General features: G+C 63.4%; 21 protein-coding genes and 2 tRNA genes. 15 read left to right on the forward strand and 8 right to left on the reverse strand.

The window, feature by feature from the left end; translation table 11 throughout:
- Positions 1–51: 51 nt before the first annotated feature.
- The 3 genes from CK227_RS19605 to hdaA are packed head-to-tail and all read left to right on the forward strand — an operon-like array spanning position 52 to position 2,490.
- Positions 52–609 carry a CDP-alcohol phosphatidyltransferase family protein gene (locus CK227_RS19605; RefSeq protein ID WP_095770622.1) on the forward strand — a complete coding sequence of 186 codons (558 nt, stop codon included), beginning with the start codon at positions 52–54 and terminating at the stop codon, positions 607–609.
- Entirely contained in the window at positions 581–1,789 is a 1,209-nt protein-coding gene (locus CK227_RS19610; RefSeq protein WP_095770621.1) for an AI-2E family transporter, read from the forward strand. The genes CK227_RS19605 and CK227_RS19610 overlap by 29 nt, the downstream gene beginning before the upstream one ends.
- Positions 1,786–2,490 (forward strand): DnaA regulatory inactivator HdaA, encoded by a 705-nt coding sequence (gene hdaA, locus CK227_RS19615; RefSeq protein WP_095770620.1) that lies wholly within the window; start codon positions 1,786–1,788, stop codon positions 2,488–2,490. Before CK227_RS19610 ends, hdaA begins: the two co-directional genes overlap by 4 nt.
- A 390-nt stretch (positions 2,491–2,880) precedes the next feature.
- Here hdaA and CK227_RS19620 read toward each other — a convergent pair.
- Positions 2,881–2,957, reverse strand: a tRNA-Pro gene (locus tag CK227_RS19620).
- Positions 2,958–3,082: 125 nt separating this feature from the next.
- Between CK227_RS19620 and CK227_RS19625 the strand changes: the two genes are divergently transcribed.
- The 8 genes from CK227_RS19625 (at position 3,083) to CK227_RS19660 (ending at position 8,669) form a co-directional block, all read left to right on the forward strand.
- The gene (locus CK227_RS19625) at positions 3,083–3,388 is read left to right on the forward strand and encodes an ETC complex I subunit (RefSeq protein WP_015318428.1); all 306 of its coding nucleotides are present in this window, start codon (positions 3,083–3,085) and stop codon (positions 3,386–3,388) included.
- Between the two features lie 46 nt (positions 3,389–3,434).
- Positions 3,435–3,511, forward strand: a tRNA-Arg gene (locus CK227_RS19630).
- 85 nt (positions 3,512–3,596) lie between these two features.
- On the forward strand, positions 3,597–3,905 hold the full coding sequence (locus CK227_RS19635; RefSeq protein ID WP_095770619.1) for a hypothetical protein: 309 nt from the start codon (positions 3,597–3,599) through the stop codon (positions 3,903–3,905).
- Between the two features lie 173 nt (positions 3,906–4,078).
- Positions 4,079–4,333 (forward strand): hypothetical protein, encoded by a 255-nt coding sequence (locus CK227_RS19640; protein WP_095770618.1) that lies wholly within the window; start codon positions 4,079–4,081, stop codon positions 4,331–4,333.
- A 146-nt stretch (positions 4,334–4,479) separates the two neighbouring features.
- Positions 4,480–5,268, forward strand: coding sequence for a GGDEF domain-containing protein (locus CK227_RS19645; protein ID WP_095770617.1), 789 nt, complete (start codon positions 4,480–4,482; stop codon positions 5,266–5,268).
- A gap of 217 nt (positions 5,269–5,485) precedes the next feature.
- Entirely contained in the window at positions 5,486–6,448 is a 963-nt protein-coding gene (locus CK227_RS19650; protein ID WP_095770616.1) for a glycosyltransferase family 4 protein, read from the forward strand.
- A gap of 107 nt (positions 6,449–6,555) precedes the next feature.
- Positions 6,556–7,782, forward strand: coding sequence for an anion transporter (locus tag CK227_RS19655; protein WP_095770615.1), 1,227 nt, complete (start codon positions 6,556–6,558; stop codon positions 7,780–7,782).
- A gap of 17 nt (positions 7,783–7,799) precedes the next feature.
- Complete coding sequence (locus CK227_RS19660; RefSeq protein WP_095770921.1) at positions 7,800–8,669, forward strand: tetratricopeptide repeat protein; 870 nt, start codon at positions 7,800–7,802, stop codon at positions 8,667–8,669.
- On the opposite strand, the gene CK227_RS19665 is transcribed toward CK227_RS19660, so the two are convergent.
- Both CK227_RS19665 and CK227_RS19670 read right to left on the reverse strand, forming a co-directional pair.
- The gene (locus CK227_RS19665) at positions 8,607–9,296 is read right to left on the reverse strand and encodes a hypothetical protein (protein ID WP_245318023.1); all 690 of its coding nucleotides are present in this window, start codon (positions 9,294–9,296) and stop codon (positions 8,607–8,609) included. The genes CK227_RS19660 and CK227_RS19665 overlap by 63 nt on opposite strands.
- 87 nt (positions 9,297–9,383) lie before the next feature.
- A complete protein-coding gene (locus CK227_RS19670) occupies positions 9,384–9,968 on the reverse strand; it encodes a TetR/AcrR family transcriptional regulator (protein ID WP_095770613.1) in 585 nt (194 codons plus the stop codon).
- A gap of 79 nt (positions 9,969–10,047) precedes the next feature.
- Between CK227_RS19670 and CK227_RS19675 the strand changes: the two genes are divergently transcribed.
- Positions 10,048–10,899 carry a crotonase/enoyl-CoA hydratase family protein gene (locus tag CK227_RS19675; protein WP_095770612.1) on the forward strand — a complete coding sequence of 284 codons (852 nt, stop codon included), beginning with the start codon at positions 10,048–10,050 and terminating at the stop codon, positions 10,897–10,899.
- A gap of 146 nt (positions 10,900–11,045) precedes the next feature.
- Here CK227_RS19675 and CK227_RS19685 read toward each other — a convergent pair whose 3' ends face one another.
- The 5 genes from CK227_RS19685 to CK227_RS19705 form a co-directional block, all read right to left on the reverse strand.
- Positions 11,046–11,363: a cupredoxin family copper-binding protein gene (locus CK227_RS19685; RefSeq protein WP_095770611.1), complete on the reverse strand. Its 318-nt coding sequence runs from the start codon at positions 11,361–11,363 to the stop codon at positions 11,046–11,048.
- On the reverse strand, positions 11,360–11,884 hold the full coding sequence (locus CK227_RS19690; RefSeq protein WP_095770610.1) for a DUF4142 domain-containing protein: 525 nt from the start codon (positions 11,882–11,884) through the stop codon (positions 11,360–11,362). The genes CK227_RS19685 and CK227_RS19690 overlap by 4 nt, the downstream gene beginning before the upstream one ends.
- A 106-nt stretch (positions 11,885–11,990) precedes the next feature.
- Positions 11,991–12,677, reverse strand: coding sequence for an RNA polymerase sigma factor (locus CK227_RS19695; protein WP_179296320.1), 687 nt, complete (start codon positions 12,675–12,677; stop codon positions 11,991–11,993).
- Positions 12,678–12,893: 216 nt separating this feature from the next.
- The gene (locus CK227_RS19700) at positions 12,894–13,973 is read right to left on the reverse strand and encodes an HPP family protein (protein ID WP_095770609.1); all 1,080 of its coding nucleotides are present in this window, start codon (positions 13,971–13,973) and stop codon (positions 12,894–12,896) included.
- A gap of 227 nt (positions 13,974–14,200) precedes the next feature.
- Positions 14,201–15,382 carry a cystathionine beta-lyase gene (locus CK227_RS19705; protein WP_095770608.1) on the reverse strand — a complete coding sequence of 394 codons (1,182 nt, stop codon included), beginning with the start codon at positions 15,380–15,382 and terminating at the stop codon, positions 14,201–14,203.
- A 350-nt stretch (positions 15,383–15,732) separates the two neighbouring features.
- Here CK227_RS19705 and CK227_RS19710 point away from each other — a divergent pair, with 350 nt between their 5' ends.
- The 3 genes from CK227_RS19710 (at position 15,733) to CK227_RS19720 (ending at position 18,652) form a co-directional block, all read left to right on the forward strand.
- Positions 15,733–16,371: a DUF1326 domain-containing protein gene (locus CK227_RS19710; RefSeq protein WP_095770607.1), complete on the forward strand. Its 639-nt coding sequence runs from the start codon at positions 15,733–15,735 to the stop codon at positions 16,369–16,371.
- A 9-nt stretch (positions 16,372–16,380) separates the two neighbouring features.
- Positions 16,381–17,241, forward strand: a complete 861-nt coding sequence (locus CK227_RS19715; RefSeq protein ID WP_095770606.1) for a DUF2182 domain-containing protein — start codon at positions 16,381–16,383, stop codon at positions 17,239–17,241.
- Between the two features lie 382 nt (positions 17,242–17,623).
- Positions 17,624–18,652, forward strand: a complete 1,029-nt coding sequence (locus CK227_RS19720) for an amino acid ABC transporter substrate-binding protein (protein WP_095770605.1) — start codon at positions 17,624–17,626, stop codon at positions 18,650–18,652.
- Positions 18,653–18,656: the final 4 nt, after the last annotated feature.

Genomic DNA, 18,656 nt, shown 5'->3' on the forward strand with positions numbered 1-18,656 from the left:
GCTCTCCATCTCCTTCATCTATCTCCAAACAGCGCATGGCGGGACAATGAGTTGACCATCCCCAATCTGATCACCATCCTGCGCCTTCTCCTGGTGCCTGCCGTGGTGCTGGCCATGCTGCAGGCCCGTTGGGACTGGGCCTTTGCCGGCCTCGTCATCGCCGGCGTCTCGGATGGCATCGACGGCTTCATCGCCCGCCGCTTCAACCAGCAGTCCGAACTCGGCGCCTATCTGGATCCGATGGCCGACAAGCTGCTTCTGGTTTCGGTGTTCGTCGTCATGGGCTTCATCGGGCAATTGCCGCTGTGGCTGGTCGTCACCATGGTGTCGCGCGATGCGCTGATCATCTGCGCGGTCCTGTTGTCCACCGTGATGGCGCACCCGGTCGAGATAAAGCCGTTCCTGGTGTCGAAAGCCAATACCGCCATCCAGATCGTGCTGGCGGCGGTCGTGCTGGGCGAGCTCGCCTTTGCCCTGCACCTCGACCCTCTGCGGCCAGCCCTCATATTGCTGTCCGGGGTCTTGACCGTGGCTTCGGCCGCAGCCTATCTCGTGGCTTGGCTGAGGCATATGAGCGGCTATGGCGAAGGCTCCAATCCGGACATCTGATAAAGAAGCGGCGGTGATCGAGGCCGCAGCCGCCGATCTTGTCGCGGCCTCCGCGTTCCGCCGGCAGATCGCCTTCTGGGTGGCCGGCATCGCCGGACTTGCGTTGTTCCTCTATGTATTCAGCGCCATCCTGCTGCCCTTCGTCGCCGGCATGGTGCTTGCCTACTTCCTCGATCCGGTCGCCGACCGGCTGCAGCGGCTTGGCCTGTCGCGTTTCATGGCGACGGTGGTCATCCTGATCACCTTCCTCATCGTGCTGGTGCTGGCCTTTGTTATCCTCATTCCGGTCTTGGCGACGCAGATGGCCGATTTCGCCGGCAAACTGCCGGAATACCTGACCCGGCTGCAGAGCCTGATCACCTCCTTCGATCCGAAATGGCTGGAGCAGAAATTCGGCGTCAACGCCAATGGCTTGCGTGATGGGCTGAATTCGCTGCTGACCTCGGGTTTCGGCCTGCTCACCACGGTCTTCACCTCGATCTGGAGTTCGGGCGTGGCGCTGGTCTCGGTGGTCAGCCTGTTCGTGGTGACGCCGGTGGTTGCCTTCTACATGCTGCTCGACTGGGACCGCATGGTGGCGGTCATCGACAGCTGGGTGCCGCGCGACAACGTCGCGACCGTGCGCGCCATTGCGCGCGACATCAACACCGCGACCGCCGGTTTCGTGCGCGGCCAGGGCACGCTCTGCCTGGTGCTCGGCGCCATGTACGCCACCGGTCTGACGCTGACCGGGCTGAACTTCGCCATCCTGATCGGCCTGTTCGCCGGGCTGATCTCGTTCATTCCCTATGTCGGCTCGCTGACCGGGCTGGTTCTGGCGGTCGGCGTCGCTTTTGTGCAGTTCTGGCCGGACTGGACAATGATCGTCGCCGTCGCCGTGGTCTTCTTCATCGGCCAGTTCATCGAAGGCAACATCCTGCAGCCCAGGCTGGTCGGCAAAAGCGTCGGCCTGCATCCGGTGTGGCTGATGTTCGCTCTGTTCGCCTTCGGCGCGCTGTTCGGTTTTGTCGGTCTGCTGATTGCCGTGCCGGCTTCCGCCGCCGTCGCCGTTCTGGTGCGCTTCGCCATCGCCCGCTATCTCGAATCGCCGCTTTACAAGGGCCACGCGACAGGGGCCGCGCCGCCGATGCCGGCCGATCGTGGCGGCGGCCACCGCACCCCACCACGTCGCTCGAAGTGACCGCCCAGCGAACCGATCCGCCGCGCCAGCTGCCGCTCGATCTCGGCCACGGCACAGGCTATTCGCGCGACGAACTCGTCGTCTCCGGCACCAACAACCAGGCGGCGGCACTGGTCGACCGCTGGCCGGACTGGCCCTCGCCTGTGGTGGTGCTGGCAGGTCCCGCCGGCTCCGGCAAGTCGCATCTGGCCGCCATCTGGCGTGCGCGCGCCAACGCGGTCGTGGTCGACGCCCGGCTCATCGGCGATTGCATCGCCAGTCTCGGCGCCCGGCCGGCGCTGATCGACGATGTCGATGCCGGCGCGGTCGACGAACAAGGCCTGTTCCATCTGATCAATGCGGTGCGCGGCGCCGGCTCGACGCTGCTGTTGACCGCACGGCGTTTTCCCTCGGCCTGGGGCGTGTCGCTGCCGGATCTGGCCTCGCGGCTGAAAGCGGCGGCGACGGTCGAGATCCATGAGCCCGACGACCTGCTGCTGGCCGGCGTCATCACCAAGCTGTTCGCCGACCGCCAGGTCGAGGTCGAACCGCATGTCGTGCAATATCTGGTGCGGCGCATCGAGCGCTCGCTGGCGACAGCCATGCGTGTGGTGGAGCGGCTGGACCGCACGGCGCTCGAGCGCAAGATGCCGATCACGCGGGCGCTCGCCGCCGAAACGGTCAGCGCGATGGATGAGGGGCAGGGCGCGTTCGAGATTTAGTAATCCTAAGGCGACCGGCAACAGGGCGTGTCCCATTTTGGGAAAGAACAGCTGGCATCCATCTTGCTGCACCAGCTTGCCGGCTGACCCCGGTCCTGATTGCGTTCCAAATCAGGTTGTAGGCTCGCCGGGATTGAGTTTGGGTTCTCGCCCGGCGAGCTTGCCTTTAATTGATCTTAGGACCCGATCTATCCACGACCGACATAGAAAGCCCGCTCCCGGCTTGAAGTCGGGCGGGGGCGCTTATTCAACAGAACTGGACCGGCGCGTATCGTCGCATGGGAAGGCGGGAGCGCGTATCGCCCGATCAAGGGCACGACAAAGGCGGCGACCGTGGTTCAGGCTCTCGTGGCGGGCGAGGGCGCCTAGATCACATTGCTATGAAGAAGATGGTCGGAGTGGAGAGATTCGAACTCCCGACCCTCTGGTCCCAAACCAGATGCGCTACCAGCCTGCGCTACACTCCGAACGGTCTGTTGCCTATTCATTTCGGTGTTGGATGGCAAGAGCAAAAACCTTGCCGCCATGCGCATTGCGCAGTAATGACGGGCGAAGGGGCGGCGATGCTGCCTTGCACAACCATGAGGTGGCCATGTCCGCGCGCATTTTCAGCCCAGCCAAAACCGCGATGCAATCCGGCAAGGCCAAGACCGGCCACTGGGTGCTGGAATTCGACCCCGAGATGCGCAAGAAGATCGACCCCTTGATGGGCTATACGACGTCGGGAGACATGAGAAGCCAGATCAGGCTGACCTTCGACACGCGCGAAGAGGCCGTGGCCTACGCCGAAAAGGAAGGGCTTGCCTTCCGTGTCGAGGAGCCGAAAGAGACCAAGCGCCGCCAGATTTCCTATGCGGAGAATTTCCGCTATGACCGCAGGACGCCCTGGACGCATTGAACGGCGTCAGCGCCAGATATCCAGCCGGCCCCTTTGGCCGGCCAGCGGTCCCGTAGCTCAGCTGGATAGAGCACCGGCCTTCTAAGCCGATGGTCACAGGTTCGAATCCTGTCGGGATCGCCAATAAATCAATGATTTTACGAGGTTATTTCTTTCCTTTGTCTTTTCGCTTCTGCAGCGCTGGGACGGTGCAGGCTCGCTGTAAGAAATGACCAGCGGGAACCTGACGCTTGCCCGCGCGTTGCATCGCATGCTCAACGCGTTGCATCGCATGCTCAAGAAGATCGCCTTCGCCGCCGTGCTGTTCCAGGTTGCCGTTTTCTCGGCTCTGATAACGCAGACGGTTCTTTTCGCATCGACGGCGACCCAAGCCGCAGACGTACGGCGCAGCGAACCCATTGCCGTCACCGACAGGGAATGCGCCGCCGCGAGGTGGCCGAACATTCCGGGTCGGTGTCTGGAGCGGGTTGAGGCGCGCAACTCTATTACGACGCTGGTGCTGACGGCGGGCCAATAGAGCAGAGCTGCGTGGGCGACCCGGAATTATTTCGTGATCCGCCGAAGTTGGAACCTTAGCCTACATCAGGCGTTCGGGGCCTTGTATTCGCGGAGCCTCATAAAAGGCAATGTGCGGGCCGGCGAACGGGCGGGACAAAACAAGCGCGGGTTGGGGGAGGAGAAAACGAGGCCATGTCGAAACGTGAAATTGGAACGTCCCCCGCCCTGGGGCGGCGTATCGCTCAACTCAGAGCCAGAATGCAGGATGCCGAAATTTCCGATCATGAGATGAAGACCTTCCACAAGGTCGCGGCCATCATGGGGGCGGGCGACGGGTCCCTACAACTGGATGCCGACGACCTGATCGCGGCATCCTTCGTTGTCGAAGCAAGTGGACCGGCGCCGAACCATCGACGTTCTGAATTCCCCGCATCGCGCGAAATTTAGTCGGCGGGCTTGCGTTCACCGCCGGGGCACGGCGGTCCATTTGGGCGAGCATGCTCCGGCTCCCTGATCTCGAATTGAAGGGAAAGTCTTATCAATTTGTTTGCGTTGGCGCGTCATAGTAGCGACGGCTAACGGAGTGGAATGGGATGAAGTTCGACCTGTCGTCGACCAGTTGGGGCAGGGTGATCGCTGTCACCGCCGCCGGCACGGTATTCTTCATTGCCGTGGCGTTTTTCGTCGATTCCTTCAATTTCCCCTATCTCTCGCCCGAGGCTGTCTGGCGCGCGCAAATGACGGATCTCATGCTGCCCCTGGTGCTGGGCGGGTCGTTTCTGTTTTTTCTCATGTGGAAGATTCGCCAGCTGGCGATAGCTCAGCGCGACCTCAGCGTCATCGCCGCCACCGACAGTCTGACGGCCGTGCTGAATCGCGGCGCCTTCTCGATGCTGGTCGAGGCCTATCTGGAGGAGACCCGCAAGCAGGAACAGACCCGTTCCGGCGCGCTGCTGATCATCGATGCCGACCACTTCAAGTCTATCAACGACCGCCTCGGCCATGACTGTGGCGACCAGGCGCTCAAGCTCATCGCGCAGGCGATCAAGGGACAGCTGCGCGGCAGCGATATCGTCGGCCGCATCGGCGGCGAGGAGTTTGGCGTGTTTCTTCCCGGTGTCGACCCCTCGCAATCCTGGCTGGTTGCCGAAGGCATCCGCCGGCGAATTCGCGAAATGGACTTTTCGCCTGGCGGCCGCGCCTGTCCGCTTTCCGTCAGTATCGGCGGCACCAGCTTCATCGGGCCGACGACTTACGAGGCGATATTCTCCGCCGCAGACAGACGGCTCTATGCCGCCAAGTCGAATGGCCGCGATCAGGTCAGTTTCGACCCGGCGGAAGCCGCCCTGGTGTCTCAGTCCGGCGCCGCCACGGTGCATTGACCGCAGCCTTGCTGCGCGTGAAGGCTGAGGTCGCCGCTTCCTTGACGCCGTCTTGCCGGTGTGCTTCCTCCGGCTAAGGTGATGTATTGGGCGTCGCCAGAGACATTTCTGCTTTCTTGATCTCCTCGGTCTTCCGGGCCACCGGCGCAGTCACGACCTGTTTCGGTGCCGGGCGAACGAGTGGCGGGATGGCCCGGGCCAGGCAAGCGCGGCGATCATGATCCATTTGTTCAACGGCTTTCAGAACCCGTTTGGCGGCAGCGAACGCGAAACCCTGGACCTGTATCGGCTGTTGAGTGCCGATCAGCAGGTGTGTCTTTGGGCAACCTCTTCGCGCGTGTCCGACGAACTGATGCGGCAATTTCCGATTCGCCGCGTGTCGCTGACAAAGCGCGAGGTGCCGGACGGCGGCACCTATGTCTTCCTCGGCGCGCATTGGCGCAACAAAATCTGGCCTTACCTGATCCGGCGGCCACGCCGGCTGATCTATGTCTTCAACACCTTTCACCCGAAGATCATCGGGCTGACGACCGGCATGCCGCGCCTGCTGGGCTGGCCCGGCGCCGAATTGGTGCTGATCTCGGAATTCCAGAAGCGCATGCTGCAGGTCGAAGGCGTCGTGCATCCGTCGCCGATCGATATCGGGCGTTTCTCACCACGACCGGCAAGGCCGGACGGTCCGTTCACGGTGGGACGGCTGAGCCGCGACACGGCGGACAAGCATCATGCCGACGATGTGGCGCTCTACGAGGCCTTGCTGGCGGACGGCGTTGCGGTACGGATCCAGGGCGGCATGCCGCTGAAGGACAGGCTCGCGCCACATCCGCAACTCGAACTCCTGCCGCAGGGCCAGTTTGCCGCCGAGCAGTTCTTGCCGACGCTCGACGCCTTCTACTATCGCACCGGCTCGCATGTGGAGACATTCGGCCGCGTGGTGTTCGAGGCGATGGCCTGCGGTTTGCCCGTGGTCTGCCATGCGCATGGCGGCTATGCCGACTATATCAGCCATGGCGAAAACGGTTTTCTGTTCGAGTCGACGCAACAGGCGGCGCGCATCCTGGCCGAGCTCAAGGCCGATCCGGCGCTGCGGGCTGACATGGGCCACAAAGCGCGGCAGACCGTCGAGCGACTGTTTTCGCCGCAGGCATTGCAACAGCGGCTGGATTTCTATCGGCGTTAGCGGTACCGCCCCGTTTGTCGTCAATCTCGACATCGCTAAAGTTGACATGCAAAAGAACCACCAGGCGGACGCATCGGCGCCACCAGATCGAGCAGGGCTTCTTACCAATGACGTTGATGGGCGCGGCGGCACTGCTGATCCTGGTCCTGACCTATGCCGGCGTCGCCATCGGCCGCATCCCCGGTTTGCGTCTTGACCGGGCAGGCATCGCGCTGCTTGGCGGCGCCGCCATGATCGCCGTTGGCGCGATCAGCATGGAGGACGCCTACCGCGCCATCAATTTCGACACGATCACGCTTCTGCTCGGCATGATGATCGTGGTGGCGCATCTGAAGGTCTCTGGCGCCTTTCGCGGCCTGGGCGCCATCGCCATCGAACACGCGCACGCGCCCTTCATGCTCCTGGTGATGGTGACGCTGCTGACCGGCGTGCTGTCGGCCTTCCTGGTCAACGATGCCATCTGCTTGGTCATGGCGCCGATCGTCGTCCACGTCACCCGCGTCATCAATCGCAACCCGATCCCGTATCTGATCGCCACCGCCACCGCCTCGAACTGCGGCAGCGTCGCCACCATCACCGGCAATCCTCAGAACATGGTCATCGGCGCGCTGTCGGGCATTTCCTATCCCGCTTTTTCGGCGGCACTCGCGCCGGTCGCCCTGTTCGGTCTCGTCGCGGTCATCGTCATCGTGCGCATCGTCTATCGCGCCGAATTCACCCGCACCGCTGAATTGACGCCGCATGTCTCGCGCGGCCGGATGCATCGAGGGCAGGTGCTGAAAGCCGTGATCGTCTGCATCGGGCTGGCCATCGCCTTCTTCGCCGGCGTCCCCGTTGCCAAGGCGGCGTTGATCGGCGGAGCCATTCTCCTGCTCACTCGCGCCATCAAGCCGGACCGCATCTACCGTGAGATCGATGGCCCGCTGCTGTTCATGTTCGCCGGTTTGTTCGTGGTGGTCGCCGGCGCCGAAAGGACGTTGCTGACGCCGGATCTCATCGCCTCGGCCAAGAATCTCGGCCTCGACGATGTCTGGCGCCTGTCCAGCTTCACCGCGGTGCTCTCCAACATCATGAGCAATGTTCCGGCGGTGCTGGCGCTGCGGCCGTTCATACCTGGGCTGGAAAACCCCGAACGGGCCTGGCTGGTGGTGGCGATGAGTTCAACGCTCGCCGGCAATTTCACGCTGCTCGGTTCGGTCGCCAACCTGATCGTCGCCGAGCAGTCCAAGGCTGCCGGCACGCCCTTGTCGTTCGGTGCCTTCTTCAAGGTCGGCCTGCCGCTGACGCTGATCACTCTCGTCGCCGGCACGGCATGGCTGGCCTTCGGGTTCTAACCGGAGTGGTAAAAGCGGTGACGGATACGAATCAAGTCGAAAGTGGCGATCTGATCCGACGTGCGGTGGCTGCTTTCAATTCCGGCAATCACGGCCAGGCAATGCAGCTGTGCGAGTTAGGCCTGAAGCAACGCCCGAACGATCCGGCTCTTTGCCATCTTCTGGCGGCGATCCTGTTCGCCAGGGCGGATTTGTCGGGAGCTCGCACGCGCATCGAGACGAGCCTGGCCACTCATGCGGATAATGTGCCCGCTTTGATTCTGGCATGCAGGATTGCTCGGGCCGACGGCCGGTTCGAGGCAGCGTTGCAACAGCTGGATCGCGCGGCAAAGCTGTCATCACAGGCGGAAATACTGATCGAGCGGGCACGTACCCTTGATCAGGCAGGCAATGCTTTGGCCGCGGGCGAATGGTGGACACTCGTCTTGCAACGGGATCCGAAATCCGAGGAGGCTGCGGCGCGCCTCGGGCGCCTTGCCTGGCAACGCGGCGCGTCTGTTGAGGCAGAGGACTTGCTCGAACGCGCCGTCGCTGGCGGCGGGCATCCTTCTGCCTGGTTTGATCTCGGGTTGGTGCGTCAGGACATGCGCAAGTTCGGCGCCGCTGCCCAGGCCTATCGACGCGTGCTGGAGATGAGCCCCGATACCCCGGAGGCTGCCGTCAATCTGGGCGTCGTCTTGCAGGAAACTGGTGATCTGGATGGGGCGATGCTGGCGTATTCAACGGCCTATCGTCTGCGCCCATCCACGTTCGGCGTCATCGCCATGGCGCTTACATCGGCGCCGAGTGGTCGGCTGTGGCTCGATGAGGAAGCACTGCGTCGCTTACTCGCCAGTGGAGCGCCCCCGCCGGGCGCGGAACCGCTTGCGGTAGACACCCGGCGTTGACAGGACATTACCGACGGTGCGCGCATAAGACGCCTGCCGTTCTTCGTCGAACACCTCGTATTCCAGCTGCGGCGTCGCCCGCGGAACCGCAAAGCACTGTGCGACCGGGGTTCCTTTCCCGAGCACGCCGGAGAACCCAGGTTCCGTCCAGACCGCCGGGAAATTGATGCCGCCATCGCTGAACCGGTCGGAATCCACCAGCCCAGTCACCAGCCTGAAAGGAAGATCCTCGCGATTGACCGGATGCGTCGCGAACAGCGACCAGCCTTCCTCGACCTCGATGGTCCAGAAGCTGTTGAATTTGAGGGCGGCTTGGCCGGGCGTAGCAAACGGGCTGCCGGCGAGCTGCCCCGGTGTGTGGAAGCTCAATGGCGCTCTGGGGTGGTTCTGCGTGACCGGTTCTGGAATTTGCCAGTCCCACGAAAAGGTGCCCTTGTCGACGACGACGTCGCACGGCAGCAGGACCATGAAGCCATAGGTCATCGCATCGACAACGGGTGGGCATTGCTTGAGCGTGCGAATGTCGCGGCCGTGGATCGCCGAATAGGCGGTGGCGGGCATGGCGCGCAGCCATTCCGGCAGAGCGCCGCGCGCCGGGATCGGGCGCGGCAAATGCTCGATCAACATTGGATCACATCGAAAGATGATACGCATCACCGCCTCCCTGGCATTGCGATACCATGCTTGCCGGCTGCGTTCCAAGCCACGGCTGGTTCAGTCCTTGTTCCGCGATCTGACCCGGACAAGCGTGGCCGCTGCTCGTCCTGCCGCCTCGATGTAATCGGGATTGCGGTGGACCAGCATGATCGAAAAGGAGCCATCGATCAAAAGCACGATCTCGCGCGCCGCCGCCTGTGGTTCCTCGACGCCGTGGTCCGACAACGCGCCGACCAGCCATGCCTCGAAATTCGACTTGTGGCGTGATCCGACCTTGATCGCCGGATGGCCGGGCATCGAAGCGAGTTCCGCGGCCGTGCGCAGGAAACCGCATCCCTTCCATTTCGGGTGGCGCGCAGCCCGCGCCAGATTGCTGAAGATCGCCTCGGCCTTGCGGTCCGCGCCGCCTTCCGCGGCATCGAACCAGCCGGCCATTTGCCGCAGATTGGGCTGGTCCCGCCCGTCCAGATAGGCGGCGATCAGGTCGTCCTTGCTCTTGAAGTGGTAGTAAAGCGTCCGCTTGGTGAGGCCGGCCTTTTCCGCGACGGCGTCGACGCTGACGCGGCCGATTCCCTCGGCATAGAACAGCTTCGTCGCGGCATCGACGATGCGTTTGCGGGTCGGGCTGGCGGCTTCAGGCATGAGCCATGTATACCGACTAGTGAATATACACGCAATCGAAAGAGTGATCCCTTTCCGTGGTATCTGGAAAGGAAGAACAATGGCCGATCTTGTCCTGAACGAGACCCGCGACGGGGTAAGCGTCCTCACCCTCAACCGCCCGGAAAAGCTCAATGCGCTGAACTACGCCCTGATCGATCGCCTGCTAGCGATCCTCGACACGATAGAGGCCGACAATGCGGTCCGCGCCGTCATCCTGACCGGTGCCGGCGAACGCGCCTTCTCCGCCGGCGGCGATATCGGCGAATTCTCATTGAGTGTCGCCGCAGGCACGGATGTGGCGCTGCGCGACTTCGTCCTGCGCGGCCAGCGACTGACCGCAAGGCTTGAAGCCTTCCGCAAACCCATCATCGCCGCCGTCAACGGGATTGCCTTCGGCGGAGGCTGCGAGATCACCGAGGCCGTGCCGCTGGCCATCGCCAGCGACCGCGCCCTGTTCGCCAAGCCGGAGATCAACCTCGCAATGCCCCCGACCTTCGGCGGCACGCAGCGCCTTCCGCGGCTTGCCGGGCGCAAGCGCGCGCTTGAACTGCTTTTGACGGGCGCAACCTTTTCGGCTGAACGAGCGGCCGAACTCGGCCTCGTCAACAAGATTGTGCCGCATGCCGAGCTGATGCCGGCAGCACACGATCTTGCCCGCCGCATCGTCACGCATTCGCCGGCAGCGCTCGCCGGCATTCTCACTGCGGTGGCGCGCGGCATCAACCTCAGCATCGCCGAAGGGCTGTTGGTCGAGGCCGAGCAGTTCGCCCGCATGGCGCCGACCGCCGATCTCAGGGAAGGCCTTGCCGCCTGGATCGAGCGGCGCAAGCCCAGCTACGACGGCACCTGGACACACATCACAAGGCCGGACGAGATAAGGCGCGCGTCGCTGCGGCTCGACCATTCGTAGGCGGTGGCAAGTGGCGCTCGCCCGAGGCGCTTCTGCTGCCGATCGGCGAAGTGCTGGCGCGGTTCGTCCGCAGCGAGGATTTCTCACACGTGAAAGCCTGCGAGGCCTGCACGCTGGCGGCTGTGCACCGCCAGCCCGCGAAGGCATCACGGCGCCACGTTCATATGGCCCCTCATGTTGGGGTGGAAGCGGCAGAAATAGTCGATCGCTCCAGCCGCCTTCAGTGTCAGGCTCGCCGATTTCTTCGGCGGGATCATCACCTCCCAGCCGCCCTTGACGGTGGCCGTGTGGGCAACCACATCCTTGTTCACCCACTCGACCGTGTCGCCGACCTTCGCCTCGACGGTTGCCGGGGAGAAGACGAGCTTGTCGATGGTGACCTCTATGGTTGCGGCCGCCGCCGGCGCCGTCATAAGCGCCAGAGCGGCCAGCCATGGCAGACGGATCAAGACGCCCGCCTTCATTTCAGCATGCCGGCGACATGTTCGGCGTGCTGCTCATGCCCCTGGAAGATCTTGAGGCCGGTCTCGAGCAGGCTCTTCAACTCGGCATTGCTGGCCGAAGGGATGAGCAGCGTTTCGAGCGCGCCGTTGACCTGCTTGTGATAGGCGACTTCATTCTCGATATAGGCCTTGTCGAAAGCCGCGCCCTTCAGCTTGGCGAGCTTGGCGCGTTCTTCTTCCGCCGCCTTGGTCAGCGCCCGGCTGGTGGCGTTGTCCTCGGGCTTCACCTTGAGCTTCTTGACCAGGTCGAGCGCCTGCTTGTTCACCGCCTCATGGTCGCGCTCCATGTCCTTGGCGAACGCGACGACCTCCTTGTTCTTCGATGTCTTGATCGCCTGCTTGGCCGCCTCGATGTCGAGGACGCCGGCCGTGTAGGCGATATGGGCGATCTGCGGGTCGGTCGGCTTGTCGGCGGCCTGCGCGAACGGAGCAGCGCTGACGAAAAGCACGGCGGCAAGGGCGGCGGTATATCGGGTGAACATGGCATCCTCCTTCGCCCGGCCGCGAGGAAGCGCCGGGCTTACATTTCCAGTTGACGCCGATTGGATGCGCGGCCGGGAGAAACGTTCCCGCAAAATCGCGACGGGATCATTCGAAGCCCAGCCGTCCCATAACGGCCTTGGTCAAACGCTCGCAGCGGCGGCCGGCGAAGGGGAAGGCGTCGAGCAGGACCGGGCCGATCTCGTCGTCCAGCGCCTTGCGCAACAGGCTACGCGCCCGGTGCAGCCTTGTCTTGACGGTCTCCGGCCGCACGCCCAACAGATCGGCGGTTTCCTCCATGCTCAGGCCCTCGATGACACGGGCCACGAAGACCATGCGGTAGATGTCGGGCAGGCTGTCGGTCGCCCGTTCGACAAGTGCGAGAATCTGCCGCTGCGCCATCGTCCGCTCCGGGTCGTCGCTGGGGTTGAGGGGAAAGCGGATGATTTGCGCTTCCGGATTTTCGGGCATCGCCACGGTGCGGCGCCTCTTGCGCAGGCGGCCGAGTGCTTCGTTGATGACGATGCGCGACAGCCAGGTGGCAAGCGAAGAGTCGCCGCGAAATGTCGCCAGATTGGCGAAGGCGTGGACATAGGCCTCCTGGACGACGTCCTCGGCTTCGGCGTCGTTGCGCAGTATGCCGCGCGCGATGCGGTAGAGCCGCTGGTTGTATGTCTTGATGATGGTGCGGAAGGCGCCCGCGTCGCGCGCCAGGGCTCGCTGTACAAGCAGCATGTCGCCGGAAAGAGCCTCGGCCACCCCGGGCATTTTGACGGGTATTGCGAGCTTGCTCATCGCGACCGGATCTCCCCGAACAGACGCTTGACTGCACGTTCGATGCGCCCGCCGGAAAAAGGTTCCCGGATTTCGGCAACCTGGCTCCGCTATTCTAGATCAGTTCACCGTTTCACGGAAACGGCGAACTGCTCCAACTCTTTGTGTTGACGCAATTCCCAAGGGAAAGCGCTGCGCGCTTTTCCGAAAACCGCACACACTTTTCCTGGAGTTGCTCTAAGCCGCCGCCAGTCCTTTGTCTGCGGCCTGCACGCGCGCTGCCGCCGCCAGCAGGTCGGTCTGGGTGATCAGGCCGAGGATGCGCCGCTCATCGTCGACGATGACCACGGCGTGGCTGCGGCCGTCGGTCAGTACGGGAAGCAGGCTCATCGCCGGTGTCTCGGGCGAAGCGGTGCCGGCCTTCGACATCACGCTCTTCACCGCATCGGTCGTCTTCGTCAGCTCGCGCAGGCCGACAGCGCCAACCAGCCGGCCATCCGCGTCGACCACCGGCAAGGTGCGGATGTTGTGATCGAGCAGTTGCTGGCGCGCCTCCTCGGCGGTGGCCTGCTCGGGCACCGAAACCACGTCGCGGGACATGATGTCCTGGCAAAGCAGCGTCCGGTGTGAGCGCACCATGGCCTGCAGCTCGACTTGCCTCAGGAGCCGTTCGAGGTCGTTGCGGTCGATGTCGAAGGTTTCGTCGAGCGTGGTCAGCGCCGCGTCGATATCCTCGGGCCGGAAGCCGACGCGCTGCCGCGCCGGCGGATCGGCCGTCCCATGGCTGTTGGCTGGGGAGGCAGCGACATGCGGGTAGTTGCGCCGCGCCAGCCTGTGGAAAAGCAGTCCGAGCGTGACCAGGATGATCGAATTCAGGGCCACCGGCACGAACGGAAACAGGAAGCCGGCGCTGACTACGGCCGGCCCGCCGAGCACCGCCGTCAGAGCCGCCGCGCCACCGGGCGGATGCAGGCAGCGCGTGAACGACATGGCCGCGATGGCGAGCGCCACGGCGAGGCCCGAGGCCATGACCGGATCATGGATGAAATGCGCCACCGTCACACCCACCAGCGCCGATATGGAGTTGCCGCCGATGATCGACCAGGGCTGCGCCAAAGGGCTGGCGGGCACGGCGAAGAGAAGCACGGCGGAGGCGCCCATCGGTGCCACCAGCAGGGCCACATGCGGGCCGCCGCCCATTGCCAGCCCGCTGATCACGCCGGTCAGCGCGATGCCGATCGTGGCGCCGATACAGGCCAGCAGCCGCTCTCGCAGCGTCGCGCCGGCAAGGATGGGGACAAAAAGACGAAAGGCCATGACAGGGTTGGGACCAATGGGATTGGACGAGGGTACCAGTGCAGCACGCAATGCGACCGAACCCACGGATTTGAAAGTCAAACAAATCCCGAAAGCAGCGGCCCGAGAGAATAATATTGCGTGACGCGCAACAATGGGATGCCGCGAGCGGCTCGCGCTTTGTCATCAGCGCCAAGGCCTCGCGGCCGTCTGCTGATTCTGTCCGGCAGTCAGCCCGTGCGCGCTGGTTAGGCCGTCGCTGCGGCCAGACCGCGCAAAATGTCGGCTTTCAGGTCGTCTATATCCTCGAGGCCGATCTGCAGGCGGATCAACGGGCCTTCATAGGGGCCTTTTGCAACGACGCGGTCGTCGAGCCAGACTGGCACCGCAAGGCTCTCATAGCCGCCCCAGGAATAGCCGAGGCCGAAGATCTGCAGCGCGTCGAGGAAAGCGTGCTGCTCCTTCTGGCCGCCGCCGGCGAGCACGATGGAAAAGATGCCGCTCGAACCGCAAAAGTCGCGCTTCCATAGAGCGTGGTCCGGGTGGCTGGGAAGGGCAGGGTGGAGCACGCGCGCCACGCCCTTCTGGCCTTCGAGCCACGACGCGATGGCAAGCGCGCTGCGCTGGTGATGCTCCAGGCGCACGCCCATGGTGCGCAAGCCGCGCAGCACCTGGTAGACATCGTCGGGACCCGCGCAGCAGCCGAGCGTGCAGAAGCTCTCATAGAGCTGTTTCCAGTGGCTTTCATTGGCCGAGACCGTGCCCAGCAGCACGTCGGAATGGCCGGCCGGGTACTTCGTCGCCGCGTGAATGGAGATGTCGACGCCGTGGTCGAGCGGCCGGAAATAAAGCGGCGTTGCCCAGGTGTTGTCCATCATCACGATAGCGCCAGCCGCGTGCGCCGCCTTGGCGATCGCCGGGATGTCCTGCACCTCGAACGTGTTGGAGGCTGGCGATTCCGTGAACACCACCTTGGTGTTGGGCTTGATCAGGGCGGCGATGCCAGCGCCGATACGAGGATCATAATACTCCACCTCGACGCCGAGCCGCTTCAGCATCGTGTCGGCGAAATTACGGGTCGGATGGTAGACGCTGTCGACGATCAGCAGGTGATCGCCGGCCGACACGAAGGCGAGCAGCGGAATAGTCACCGCCGCAAGGCCCGACGGCACCACGATCGTGCCGGCGGATCCCTCCAGCGCATCGATGGCCTGGGCAAGGGCGTCCGTCGTCGGCGTGCCGCGCGTGCCGTAGGTGTATTTCTGGCTGCGGCCAACCATTGCGGCGGCGTTGCGGAACAGCACGGTCGAGGCGTGCACGACAGGCGGATTGACGAAGCCGAAATAGTCGTGCGGGTTGTTGCCCGAATGGGCCAACCGCGTGTTGATGCCCATTTTGCCGGAACCCTGTTCGTTGCCGTCCTTAGCCATTCTTCGTCTTCGCCTGTTTGACAAGGCGCTAGCCATAGTGCGGCGGCATGGACCGCGCAACAGCCCACCATCCGCCAGGGATAGACTTCGAATATGCCAATTCTCCACCTGAACGGCATAGCTGCGGGGTCCTGAAACGGGCTCGGCAAGGTGTGCGGAAGTGATTGTCGGCGGAGCCGATCGTCCCTCGGTCAACCTATTGTAGACGGCTGCGAAACATATATAATAAGTCTCTAATATTAATCACCGGATTGCCTCGATCAGATGCTGCCGGATGGTTTTGGCAGGGTTCCTCCTGATCCCCCGGTCCGGGTATCGCGCTCACAGAGCGCCGCAAGGGGAGGAATGCCATGCCCAACGTCAAATGGACGATGAAGGCGCGCGAATTCGTCAACTGCAATTGCGCCTATGGCTGCCCATGCCAGTTCAACGCCATGCCCACACACGGCTTCTGTCAGGCGGTTGCCGGCATCGAAATCGAGAGCGGCCATCACGGAGCCACCAAACTCGATGGATTGCGGCTCGTCGGGATTTTCCGCTGGCCCGGCGCCATCCATCAGGGCGGCGGCGAAGCAGCGGTGGTTGTCGACGAGAGGGCGAGCGAGGCCCAGCGTGAAGCGCTGCTTCGCATACTGGGCGGGCAGGACACCGAACCAGGCGCGACAATATTCGAGTTCTTCTCGACCACGCTGGAGAAATTCCATGACCCGATCTTTGCCCCGATCGAATTCGAGGTCGACGTCGACGCGCGAACCGGACGGCTGCATGTCGAGGGCGTAGCCGACGGTCATGGCGAGCCGATCAAGAATCCGGTCACCGGCGCCGAGCATCGGGCACGCATCGACCTGCCGCACGGCCTCGAATACGCAATGGCCGAGATCGGGCGCGGCTGGACCAAGGCGACAGGCCCGATCAAGTTCGGGGTGGCCGATACGCACAGTCATTTTGCCAATCTGCATCTCACGCAGAGCGGCGTCGTCGTCCATTGAGCTGATCCAATGGGCGACAGGGCCTTGGAGGCGGTGCTGCGGCGCGACCGCACGGTCGTGATGGCCGCGCTCGTCGTGATTGCGGTGCTCGCCTGGGCCTATGTGCTGTGGCTTGCCATCGACATGGCCATGCCCGAATCCCCGATGCCGGCCGGAGCAAGCGGCGATATGGCCGCAATGGACATGTCGAATATGGACATGGCTGGAATGGATGTGGGCGCCGCCGTGGCGCCTGGCTTCCGAGCCTGGACACTCGCCGATTTCGCTTTCATTTTCACGATGTGGGCGGTGATGATGGTCGGCATGATGACGCCTTCGGTCGCGCCGCTGCTGCTGCTCTATGCTGGCATCGGCCGCAAGGCGCAGGCGGCTGGCCGCCCCATCGCTTCGACCGGATGGTTTTTTACCGGCTATCTCACCGTCTGGATCGTCTTCAGCATCGCCGCGACCGGCGCGCAATGGCTGCTCGGCCGGCTGGCCCTGCTCGACCCCTCGATGGCAACCGACAGCACGATCCTCGGTGGCCTCGTCCTGATCGCCGCCGGCCTCTATCAATGGACGCCGATCAAGAGCTCCTGCTTGCGCCAATGCCAGGGGCCGATCGGGTTCCTGATGAGCCATGGCGGGTTCCGTTCCGCGCCGCTCGGTGCGATTCGGCTAGGCGTCGATCACGGCCTCTATTGTCTGGGCTGCTGCTGGGCGCTGATGGCCCTGCTGTTCGTCGGCGGCGTCATGAACATCCTGTGGATCGCCGGTATCGCCATCCTCGTTCTCCTGGAAAAGACGGCCACGAGCGGGCCGTTGATCTCGCGCATTTCCGGCGCGCTGATGGTGGCGGCCGGCGTGTGGTTGATGTCCCGTGCGCTTTGACGGCGCAGGTCCGATGACAGTCTTCGGCCATGCCAATTCATCCGGTGTCCAGATCAGGGACGCCAAGCTGGCGCCAGTTATGGATTTCGCCGCTGGCCCGCATTTGCGTTGAATGCGCTTTGCCGACTTTATTCGCGCCGTGACTAAAATGCGGGCGCGTTTGTCTGCAATTCGGGCATTTCAGGCAATCGATTTTCAAAGACGTTCGGATTCGGTCATTTCCCTTGACCTCACAGGAATTATCGCCTTCGATGCTGTTCGTGAATGGGAGGCGGCGCGTCGGTTACGATGCGGGATTCCGGGAATGGGCTGGAATGGGAACTGCGTTCACACGGGAAAAAAGATCAGGTTTTGCCTGAAAACAGAAAAGGGTCTGTGGGTCATGAAACATATTGCTATCGGCATCCTTGGCGCCGCTACGCTCGGGTTTATGGCGTCGGCAGCGTCGGCGACGACGCTCGACACCGTCAAGGCGAAGGGCTTCATCCAATGCGGTGTCTCGACGGGTCTGGCCGGTTTCTCGGCGCCCGACGACAAGGGTGACTGGCAGGGCATCGACGCGGATTTCTGCCGCGCTGTCGCGGCCGCCGTCTTCGGTGACGGCACCAAGGTCAAGTTCACCCCGCTCAGCGCCAAGGAGCGCTTCACCGCGCTGCAGTCCGGCGAGGTCGACATCCTGTCGCGCAACACCACCTGGACCATCAATCGCGACACGGCGCTTGGCCTGAATTTTATCGGCACGACCTACTATGACGGCCAGGGCTTCATGATCAACGCCAAGAAGCTGCCGGGCGTCAATTCGGCGCTCCAGCTCTCGGGCGCGGCCGTGTGCGTGCAGAGCGGCACCACCACCGAGCTCAACCTCGCCGACTACTTCAAGGCGAACAAGATGGAGTACAATCCGGTCGTCTTCGAGAAGCTCGAAGAGGTCAACGCCGCCTATGACGCCGGCCGCTGCGATGTCTACACCACGGACCAGTCGGGCCTTTACGGCATCCGCCTGACGCTGGGCTCGCCGGCCGATCACGTCGTGCTACCCGAGATCATCTCCAAGGAGCCGCTCGGGCCGGCGGTGCGCCAAGGCGACGACCAGTGGTACCACATCGTCAAGTGGACCTATTTCGCGCTGCTTGACGCGGAGGAACTCGGCATCACAAAGGCCAATGTCGATGAGATGAAGAACTCGGCCAGCCCGGAGATCAAGCGCGTTCTCGGCCAGGAAGCCGACACCAAGATCGGCACCGATCTCGGCGTCTCCAATGACTGGGTCGTCAATATCGTCAAGGCCGTCGGCAATTACGGTGAAATGTTCGATCGCAATGTCGGCTCGGGCAGCCCGCTCAAGATCGCGCGCGGCATCAATGCGCTGTGGACCAAGGGCGGCCTGCAATACGCTCCGCCGATCCGCTGACCGA

The organism is Mesorhizobium sp. WSM4308 (assembly GCF_002294905.1).
In the GTDB taxonomy this organism is placed as follows: domain Bacteria; phylum Pseudomonadota; class Alphaproteobacteria; order Rhizobiales; family Rhizobiaceae; genus Mesorhizobium.

Excerpts from the sequence above, each read along its gene's own strand:
- CK227_RS19610 (WP_095770621.1), top strand. The coding sequence starts at position 581 with ATGGCGAAGGCTCCAATCCGGACATCTGATAAAGAAGCGGCGGTGATC.
- CK227_RS19625 (WP_015318428.1), top strand. The coding sequence starts at position 3,083 with ATGTCCGCGCGCATTTTCAGCCCAGCCAAAACCGCGATGCAATCCGGC.
- CK227_RS19635 (WP_095770619.1), top strand. The coding sequence starts at position 3,597 with ATGACCAGCGGGAACCTGACGCTTGCCCGCGCGTTGCATCGCATGCTC.
- CK227_RS19640 (WP_095770618.1), top strand. The coding sequence starts at position 4,079 with ATGTCGAAACGTGAAATTGGAACGTCCCCCGCCCTGGGGCGGCGTATC.
- CK227_RS19645 (WP_095770617.1), top strand. The coding sequence starts at position 4,480 with ATGAAGTTCGACCTGTCGTCGACCAGTTGGGGCAGGGTGATCGCTGTC.
- CK227_RS19650 (WP_095770616.1), top strand. The coding sequence starts at position 5,486 with ATGATCCATTTGTTCAACGGCTTTCAGAACCCGTTTGGCGGCAGCGAA.
- CK227_RS19655 (WP_095770615.1), top strand. The coding sequence starts at position 6,556 with ATGACGTTGATGGGCGCGGCGGCACTGCTGATCCTGGTCCTGACCTAT.
- CK227_RS19665 (WP_245318023.1), bottom strand. The coding sequence starts at position 9,296 with ATGTTGATCGAGCATTTGCCGCGCCCGATCCCGGCGCGCGGCGCTCTG.
- CK227_RS19670 (WP_095770613.1), bottom strand. The coding sequence starts at position 9,968 with ATGCCTGAAGCCGCCAGCCCGACCCGCAAACGCATCGTCGATGCCGCG.
- CK227_RS19675 (WP_095770612.1), top strand. The coding sequence starts at position 10,048 with ATGGCCGATCTTGTCCTGAACGAGACCCGCGACGGGGTAAGCGTCCTC.
- CK227_RS19685 (WP_095770611.1), bottom strand. The coding sequence starts at position 11,363 with ATGAAGGCGGGCGTCTTGATCCGTCTGCCATGGCTGGCCGCTCTGGCG.
- CK227_RS19690 (WP_095770610.1), bottom strand. The coding sequence starts at position 11,884 with ATGTTCACCCGATATACCGCCGCCCTTGCCGCCGTGCTTTTCGTCAGC.
- CK227_RS19695 (WP_179296320.1), bottom strand. The coding sequence starts at position 12,677 with ATGAGCAAGCTCGCAATACCCGTCAAAATGCCCGGGGTGGCCGAGGCT.
- CK227_RS19700 (WP_095770609.1), bottom strand. The coding sequence starts at position 13,973 with ATGGCCTTTCGTCTTTTTGTCCCCATCCTTGCCGGCGCGACGCTGCGA.
- CK227_RS19705 (WP_095770608.1), bottom strand. The coding sequence starts at position 15,382 with ATGGCTAAGGACGGCAACGAACAGGGTTCCGGCAAAATGGGCATCAAC.
- CK227_RS19710 (WP_095770607.1), top strand. The coding sequence starts at position 15,733 with ATGCCCAACGTCAAATGGACGATGAAGGCGCGCGAATTCGTCAACTGC.
- CK227_RS19715 (WP_095770606.1), top strand. The coding sequence starts at position 16,381 with ATGGGCGACAGGGCCTTGGAGGCGGTGCTGCGGCGCGACCGCACGGTC.
- CK227_RS19720 (WP_095770605.1), top strand. The coding sequence starts at position 17,624 with ATGAAACATATTGCTATCGGCATCCTTGGCGCCGCTACGCTCGGGTTT.